This is a genomic window from Variovorax sp. 20P10.2.4, assembly GCF_058244205.1.
This window is the reverse complement of record NZ_JBZAYE010000358.1, coordinates 1-7542: the sequence shown is the minus strand read 5'-3', so window position 1 is coordinate 7542 and position 7542 is coordinate 1. Positions and strand designations below refer to the sequence as shown.

The window sequence follows — 7542 nt, the reverse complement described above, 5'->3', positions numbered from 1 at the left end:
AGGTGGCCGCCGAGCAGCTGCAGGCGGTGCTGCTGGCCAACGATCCGCAGGCCTACATCGAGAGCTGCAACGCGGTGGCGGCGATCGATTTCCGCGACAGCAACCGCCGCATCGCGGTGCCCACGCTGGTGATCGGCGGCCTGCAGGACGAGGCCACGCCGTTCGCGATGTCGGAAGCCATCGCGGCGGCGATCCCGAACGCGCGGCTCGCCAGCATCGATGCCGCGCATGTGAGCGCGGTCGAGCGGCCGGTCGAATTCGCGCAGCTGCTGATCGATTACTGGCGCAGTCTCTGATTCGGCGGGCGTATCGATGGTCCGCCGGACCTAGGTGTAACCCCTGATTCGTGCGAAATTCGCACGATTGCGTTCGATGATCGATCAAAGACGACGCTAAATGGTTGTGGGCACGGGCCGGCGTTCCTAAAGTCGCTCCCGTGAACACGCTCCAGCCCTCCGCCGACCTTTCGCAACGCGCCGCGACGCGCATGCACCGCTCGATCGCCACCGTGTCGCTCAGCGGCACCTTGCGCCAGAAGCTCGAGGCGATCGCGGCGGCGGGCTTCGACGGCATCGAGCTGTTCGAGAGCGACTTCGTCAACTTCAAGGGCACGGCCGCCGAACTGCGCGGCCTCGCGGCCGACCTGGGCCTCGCGATCGACCTCTACCAGCCGTTCCGCGATTTCGAAGGCATGCCCGAGCCGCAGTTCCGCCGCGGCCTGGAGCGCGCCGAGCGCAAGTTCGAGCTGATGGCCGCGCTGGGCGTGCCGCTGATGCTGTGCTGCTCGAACACCTCGCCGCTCGCGCTCGACGATCCCGCGCGCGCCGCCGCGCAGCTGCATGCGCTGGCCGAACGCGCCGCGGCCCACGGCCTGCGCGTGGGCTTCGAGGCGCTGGCCTGGGGCCGCTTCACGTCGCGCTATGGCCAGGCCTGGGACATCGTGCGGCGCGCCGGCCATCCCGCGCTGGGCCTGATCCTCGACAGCTTCCACACGCTCTCGCTGCGCGACGATCCGGCCGGCATCGCCGACATCCCGGGCGAGAAGATCTTCTTCCTGCAGATGGCCGATGCGCCGCAGCTCTCGATGGACGTGCTGCAGTGGGCGCGCCACCACCGCGTCTTTCCGGGGCAGGGCGACTTCGACGTGGCGGGTTTCCATGCGCAGGTGCTGCGTGCCGGCTACACCGGACCGCTGTCGCTCGAGATCTTCAACGACCTGTTCCGCGAGACGCCGAACCGCCGCACCGCGGTCGATGCGATGCGCTCGCTGCTGTATCTCGAGAGCCAGGTGCGCGAGCACGTGGCCACTGCGCCGGCGCAGCCGCTGCTGTTCGCTCCGCCGCAGGCGCCGGCCTTTCGCGGGCTGTCCTTCATCGAATTCGCGGCCGACGAGTCTTCGGCCGGCGCGCTCGGCACGCTGCTGCAGCAACTGGGCTTTCGCCGCGCGGGCCGCCATCGCTCGAAGGCCGTCACGCTCTACCGCCAGGGCGACATCCACATGGTCGTGAATGCGCAGCCCGGCAGCTTTGCGCGCACGCGCTTCGAGGCGCACGGCACCTCGGTCTGCGCGCTGGGCGTGCGTACCGACGATCCGCAGGCCGCGGTGGCGCGCGCCACCGCGCTGTGCTCGCAACGGCACGACAGCCCGGTCGGCCCGGGCGAGCAGGCCGTGCCCGCGATCGTGGTACCGGGCGGCAACCTGCTGCATTTCATTCCGTCGTCGCTCGGCGCCACAGGGCTCTACGAGGCCGACTTCATCCTCGAGCCCGGCGAAGCGCAGGGCGAAGAGGGGGGCGATGACGCCGGCCTGCGCGCCATCGACCACGTCGCGCTCGGCCTCGCGCTCGACCAGCTCGACACCTGGGTGCTGTTCTCGCGCGCCGTGCTCGGGCTCGAGGTCGGCGAGAGCCTCGAGCTGGCCGATCCCTTCGGCCTGATCAAGAGCCGCGGCGTGGCCGATGCCGCGCGCAGCCTGCGCCTGGTGCTCAACGTGTCGCTGAGCCAGCGCACGCGCACCGCGCGCACCGTGCATGCGCAGGGCGGCGGCGCGGTGCACCACGTGGCGCTGCGCAGCGACGACATCTTCGCGTCGGTGGCGCGGCTGCGCGCCAACGGCGTGCGCTTCGTGCCGATCTCGGACAACTACTACGACGACCTCGCCACGCGCATCGTGCTCGATGCCGCGCTGCTCGAACGCATGCGCGCGGCGGGCGTGCTGTTCGACCGCTCGCCGGCCGGCGACTACCTGCACATCTACACCGAGAGCTTCGAAGACGGCCTGTTCTTCGAGGTGGCGCAGCGCATCGGCGGCTACGACGCCTACGGCGCGCTCAACGCGCCGGCGCGCATGGCCTCGCAGGCCCAGGACTGATTTCCCTTTCGTTCACCCAATCATTCACCCGCTCATCCTCGTCCACACCGGAGACAAACCATGGCGAACACCACGGCTCACGAGCCTCAAGGCAAGCACCAGTCGAAGAAGGCCGCCGCCAGCGGCTGGATCGGCTCGGCGCTCGAGTACTACGACTTCTTCATCTACGCCACCGCCGCGGCGCTGATCTTTCCGCAGATCTTCTTTCCCAAGGGCGACCCGACCACGGCCATCATCGCCTCGCTCGCGACCTACGGCGTGGGCTATGTCGCGCGGCCCATCGGCGCCTTCGTGCTCGGCCACTGGGGCGACACGCACGGGCGCAAGCAGGTGCTGATCCTGTGCATGTTCCTCATGGGCTTCTCGACCGTGGCCGTGGGCCTGCTGCCCACCTACGACCAGATCGGCCTGGCCGCGCCCGTGCTGCTGGTGATCCTGCGGCTGATCCAGGGCTTCGCGGTGGCCGGCGAGATCTCGGGCGCGAGCTCGATGATCCTCGAGCACGCACCCTTCGGCCGGCGCGGCTTCTTCGCGAGCTTCACGCTGCAGGGCGTGCAGGCCGGCCAGATCATGGCGGCCGCCGTGTTCCTGCCGCTCGCGCACTACATGCCGGAAGAGGCCTTCAACTCGTGGGGCTGGCGCATCCCGTTCCTGCTGAGCTTCGTCGTCATCATCGCGGGCTACGTCATCCGCCGCGAGGTCGACGAGACCCCGGCCTTCGCCGAGGCCGACAAGAAGGGCGAGGTGCCGCGCTCGCCGATCGTGCAGGCCTTCACCGACAGCTGGGCCGACATGCTGCGCGTGGTCTGCATGGCGCTGATGAACGTGATCCCGGTGGTCGCCACCATCTTCGGCGCCGCTTACGCGGTGCAGTCGGCCTACGGCATCGGCTTCCAGAAGGACGTCTACCTGTGGATCCCGGTGCTCGGCAACATCCTCGCGGTGCTGGTGATCCCGTTCGTGGGCAACCTCTCGGACCGCATCGGCCGCAAGCCGCCGATCATCGTCGGCGCGCTGGCCTCGGGCCTGCTGTCCTTCGCTTACCTCTATGCCATCAGCGTGCGCAACGTGCCGCTCGCGATCTGCATGTCGCTGCTGATGTGGGGCATCGTCTACCAGGGCTACAACGCCACCTTCCCGAGCTTCTATCCCGAGCTGTTCCGCACCCGCAACCGGGTGTCGGCCATGGCCATCTCGCAGAACATCGGCACCACCTTCACGGCCCTGCTGCCCGCGCTGTTCGCGACCGTGGCGCCTCCGGGCTCGGCCAACATCTGGCTCACCGTGGGCAGCATCACCTTTGCCGTGACCGTGCTGGCCGCGCTGGCCGCGATGAGTGCACGCGAGACCTACCGCGTGCACATGAACGACCTCGGCGACCCCGATGCCGTGCCGGTCGACAAGGCCGAGTACGACCGCCTGCGGGCCCGGACCCTGGGCGCGAGCCCGGTCACGGCGCGCGCCGCGGCCTGACGCCACGGAGGTGGGGCGGCGGAAGACCTTGCACCTGACAAGGCCGCCGCCGCGCGGAAGAATGGCGGCCATGACGACCCCATCCTCCTCCCACCTCAAGATCGATTTCGTCTCGGACGTCTCCTGCCCCTGGTGCGCCGTCGGCCTGGGTTCGCTCGAGGCCGCGATCGCGCGCGTGGCGCCCGGGGTGACGGCCGAGCTGCACTTCCAGCCCTTCGAGCTCAACCCGCAGATGCCGCCCGAGGGCCAGGACACCTTCGAGCACCTGAACCAGAAATACGGTTCCACGCGCGAGCAGCAGGCCCAGATGCGCGAGGCCATCCGCCAGCGCGGCGAGGCCGTCGGCTTCGTCTTCAACCCCGAGGGCCGGCCGCGCATCTACAACACCTTCGACGCGCACCGGCTGCTGCACTGGGCCGAGCTCGAGGACGCGGCCAAGCAGGTCGCGCTGAAGAAGTCGCTGCTCAAGGCCTACTTCACCGATGCCGAGAATCCCTCCGACCCCGAGGTGCTGGTGCGGCTCGCTGCCGCAGCGGGCCTCGATCCCGTGCGGGCGCGCGAGATCCTCGCGAGCGACGAATACGCGGCCGAGACCCGCGCGCGCGAGCGCATGTACACCGACGCCGGCATCCACTCGGTGCCCGCAATCATCATCAACGACCAGCACCTGATCTCTGGCGGCCAGCCGGTGGAGGTGTTCGAGCGCGCGCTGCGGCAGATCGCGGGGGCGCAGCCCAGCGCGGTGGCGTCGGCCTGATCCCTTTCAGCCGTCTTGGGCCGCGGGCGCGTTTCGCCTTGAAACGAAGCTGACTCGCGGCTTTACACGGCGCTGGCATGCTGGGGTCAACCGCGCATCGACGGCGCGGGTTGAACCCACCATGCACACGTTTCCGATCCGGTCGCGCCTCGCGAAGGGCGCATGGATGGCGGCCGCCACGCTGTGGCTCGTGGGCTGCGCGCTCGGCACGCGGCCCGATGCGCCGCCGCTCGCATTGCGCGGCGCACCGCCAGATGCACTGACCCAATTGCGATGGCTCGACCGCGTGAGCTGGGGCGCGAATGCGAGCGGCCAGGCCGAGGTCGCGAAGCAGGGCCTGGCGGAGTGGATGGGCCGCCAACTGGAACCCGTACCGCAGCCACTGCCGCCCGAGGCCCAGGCGCAGATCGACGCGATGGAGATCGCGCGCACGCCCGTGGACACGCTCGCGGTCGCGCTCGATGCCGAGCGCAAGGCGGCCGACGCGCTGCCCGACGAAGACCAGAAGAAGGCCGCGCGCCAGGCCTACCAGCAGCACCTGAACCGGCTCGCGCGCGAGGCGCAGCAGCGCTTCGTGCTGCGCGCGCTCTATTCGCCGAACCAGCTGCAGGAGCAGATGACCTGGTTCTGGATGAACCACTTCAACATCAGCTCGCGCAAGGGCGGCAACATGCGCGCGCTGATCGGCGACTACGAAGAGAACGCGATCCGCCCGCATGCATTGGGCCGCTTCCGCGACCTGCTTGGCGCCACGCTGCGCCATCCCGCGATGCTGCGCTACCTCGACAACGCGCAGAACGCCGCCAACCGGATCAACGAGAACTACGCGCGCGAGCTGATGGAGCTGCACACGCTGGGCGTGGGCAGCGGCTATTCGCAGGCCGACGTGCAGGAGCTCGCGCGCGTGCTCACCGGCGTGGGCGTGAGCCTGCAGCCGGCCGATGCACTGCCGCCCAAGCTCAGGCCCGCGATCGCCGCCGACTACCGGCGCCAGGGCCTGTTCGAGTTCAATCCCAACCGCCACGACTACGGCCCCAAGACGCTGCTCGGCGAGCCGATTCGTGGCCGCGGCCTGGCCGAGGTCGACGAGGCGCTCGACCGCCTCGCGCGCGCGCCGGCCACCGCGCGCTTCGTCTCGCGCAAGCTCGCCGTCTATTTCGTGGCCGACGATCCATCGAACGCGCTGGTCGAGCGCATGGCGGCGAGCTTCACGCGCAGCGACGGCGATATCGCCGCCACCCTGCGCACGCTGTTCGAGTCGCCCGAGTTCGCGGCCTCGCTGGGCCGCAAGTTCCGCGACCCGGTGCACTACGCAGTGGCCGGCGTGCGGCTGGCCTACGACGGCCGCGTGGTGGCGAACGTGGGGCCGATGCTCAACTGGATCGACCGCATGGGCCAGCCGCTCTATGGCCACGAGACGCCCGACGGCTATCCGCTGCACGAGGCCGCCTGGGCCAGCGCGGGGCAGATGAACACGCGCTTCGAGATCGCGCGCACGCTGGGTGCGAACGGTGCCGTGCTGTTTCGCACCGATGCCAAGGCGCCGCTCGAGAGCCCGGCCTTCCCGCCGCTGGCCGAGTCGCCCGCGGTGCGCGAGATGCAGACTGGCTTCGGCGCCGGCACGCGCGAGGTGCTCGCGCAGGCGAAGAACCCGCCCGAATGGAACACGCTGCTGCTGGCCGCGCCCGAGCTGATGCGCCGCTAGCGCCCCCTCGAAAAAGGACAAGTCCATGCAACGCCGAGAACTGCTCCGTTTCGCCGCCGCCGCGCCACTGGCCGGCGCCGCCGCCCGCCTGATCGCCGCGCCGGCCGCCGAGGGCGCCAAGCTGCTGGTCGTGTTCCTGCGCGGTGCCTACGACAGCACCAGCCTGCTGGTGCCCACCTCGAGCGACTTCTACTACGCCTCGCGGCCCGGCATCGCGATCGGGCGACCGGGCACTGGTGGCGGCGCGCTGCCGCTCGATGCCGACTGGGGCCTGCATCCCGCGCTGGCGCAGAGCGTGATGCCGCTGTTCCAGCAGAAGCAGGCCGCGTTCATCGCCTTCGCCGGCACCGACGACCTCACGCGCAGCCACTTCGAGACGCAGGACGGCATCGAGCTGGGCCAGGCGCTCGACCGCCGGCGCGACTACCGCTCGGGCTTCCTCAACCGCCTCGCGGGCGTGCTCGGCGCGGGACCGCTCACCGATGTCTCGCCGATGGCCTTCACCGACCAGTTGCCGATCTCGCTGCGCGGCGATGCGAGGGCCGCCAACATGGCGCTCGCGGGCAATGCGCGGCCCACGCTCGATGCGCGCCAGAGCCAGCTCATCGCCTCGATGTACCGCGACACGCCGCTCGCGCAGACCGTGGCCGAAGGCTTCCAGGTGCGCGACGAGGTGCGGCGCGCGATGCAGGCCGAGATGGATGCCGCCAGCCGCAACGCGATGACCGCCAAGGGCTTCGAACTGGTGGCGCGCCGCATGGCCGCGCTGATGCGCGAGCGCTACGACCTCGGCTTCGTCGATGTCGGCGGCTGGGACACCCACGTGGGGCAGGGGGCGGCCACCGGCTACCTCGCGAACCGCTTCGAGGAACTGGGCCGCGGCCTCGCGGCCTTCGCGCAGGAGATGGAGCCCGAGAACTGGCGCCAGACCGTGGTGGTGGTCATCAGCGAGTTCGGCCGCACCTTCCGCGAGAACGGCAACAAGGGCACCGACCATGGCCATGGCACGGTCTACTGGGTGCTCGGCGGCGGCCTCTCGGCGCAGGCCGGCGGCCGCGTGGTCGGCGAGCAGCAGGCGCTGACGGCCACCACGCTGTTCCAGAACCGCGACTATCCGGTGCTCAACGAATACCGCGCGGTGCTCGGCGGGCTGTTCCAGCGCATGTACGGGCTGTCGCCCGCGCAGGTCGCGAAGGTGTTCGACGGCGTGACGCCGAAGGACTTGAAGCTGGTGTG

The 7542-nt window shown here is 70.1% G+C and carries 6 protein-coding genes; all 6 read left to right on the top strand.

Features of this window, described 5'->3' with window-relative positions; translation table 11 throughout:
* Nucleotides 1-296 (top strand): alpha/beta fold hydrolase (locus tag AC27VN_RS26695; RefSeq protein ID WP_490878484.1); only part of this gene is annotated, 296 nt, incomplete at its 5' end.
* Between the two features lie 191 nt (nt 297-487).
* Nucleotides 488-2371: a bifunctional sugar phosphate isomerase/epimerase/4-hydroxyphenylpyruvate dioxygenase family protein gene (locus AC27VN_RS26690; RefSeq protein ID WP_490878485.1), complete on the top strand. Its 1884-nt coding sequence runs from the start codon at nt 488-490 to the stop codon at nt 2369-2371.
* Nucleotides 2372-2431: 60 nt separating this feature from the next.
* Nucleotides 2432-3844, top strand: a complete 1413-nt coding sequence (locus tag AC27VN_RS26685) for an MFS transporter (RefSeq protein WP_490878483.1) — start codon at nt 2432-2434, stop codon at nt 3842-3844.
* 61 nt (nt 3845-3905) lie between these two features.
* A complete protein-coding gene (locus AC27VN_RS26680; RefSeq protein WP_490878482.1) occupies nt 3906-4601 on the top strand; it encodes a DsbA family oxidoreductase in 696 nt (231 codons plus the stop codon).
* Between the two features lie 121 nt (nt 4602-4722).
* Nucleotides 4723-6306 (top strand): DUF1800 domain-containing protein, encoded by a 1584-nt coding sequence (locus AC27VN_RS26675; protein WP_490878481.1) that lies wholly within the window; start codon nt 4723-4725, stop codon nt 6304-6306.
* A 25-nt stretch (nt 6307-6331) separates the two neighbouring features.
* Nucleotides 6332-7542: DUF1501 domain-containing protein (locus tag AC27VN_RS26670; protein WP_490878480.1), on the top strand; the 1211-nt coding region annotated here is incomplete at its 3' end.

Coding starts and splice junctions, on each gene's coding strand:
- AC27VN_RS26690 (WP_490878485.1), top strand. CDS start 488: ATGCACCGCTCGATCGCCACCGTGTCGCTCAGCGGCACCTTGCGCCAG.
- AC27VN_RS26685 (WP_490878483.1), top strand. CDS start 2,432: ATGGCGAACACCACGGCTCACGAGCCTCAAGGCAAGCACCAGTCGAAG.
- AC27VN_RS26680 (WP_490878482.1), top strand. CDS start 3,906: ATGGCGGCCATGACGACCCCATCCTCCTCCCACCTCAAGATCGATTTC.
- AC27VN_RS26675 (WP_490878481.1), top strand. CDS start 4,723: ATGCACACGTTTCCGATCCGGTCGCGCCTCGCGAAGGGCGCATGGATG.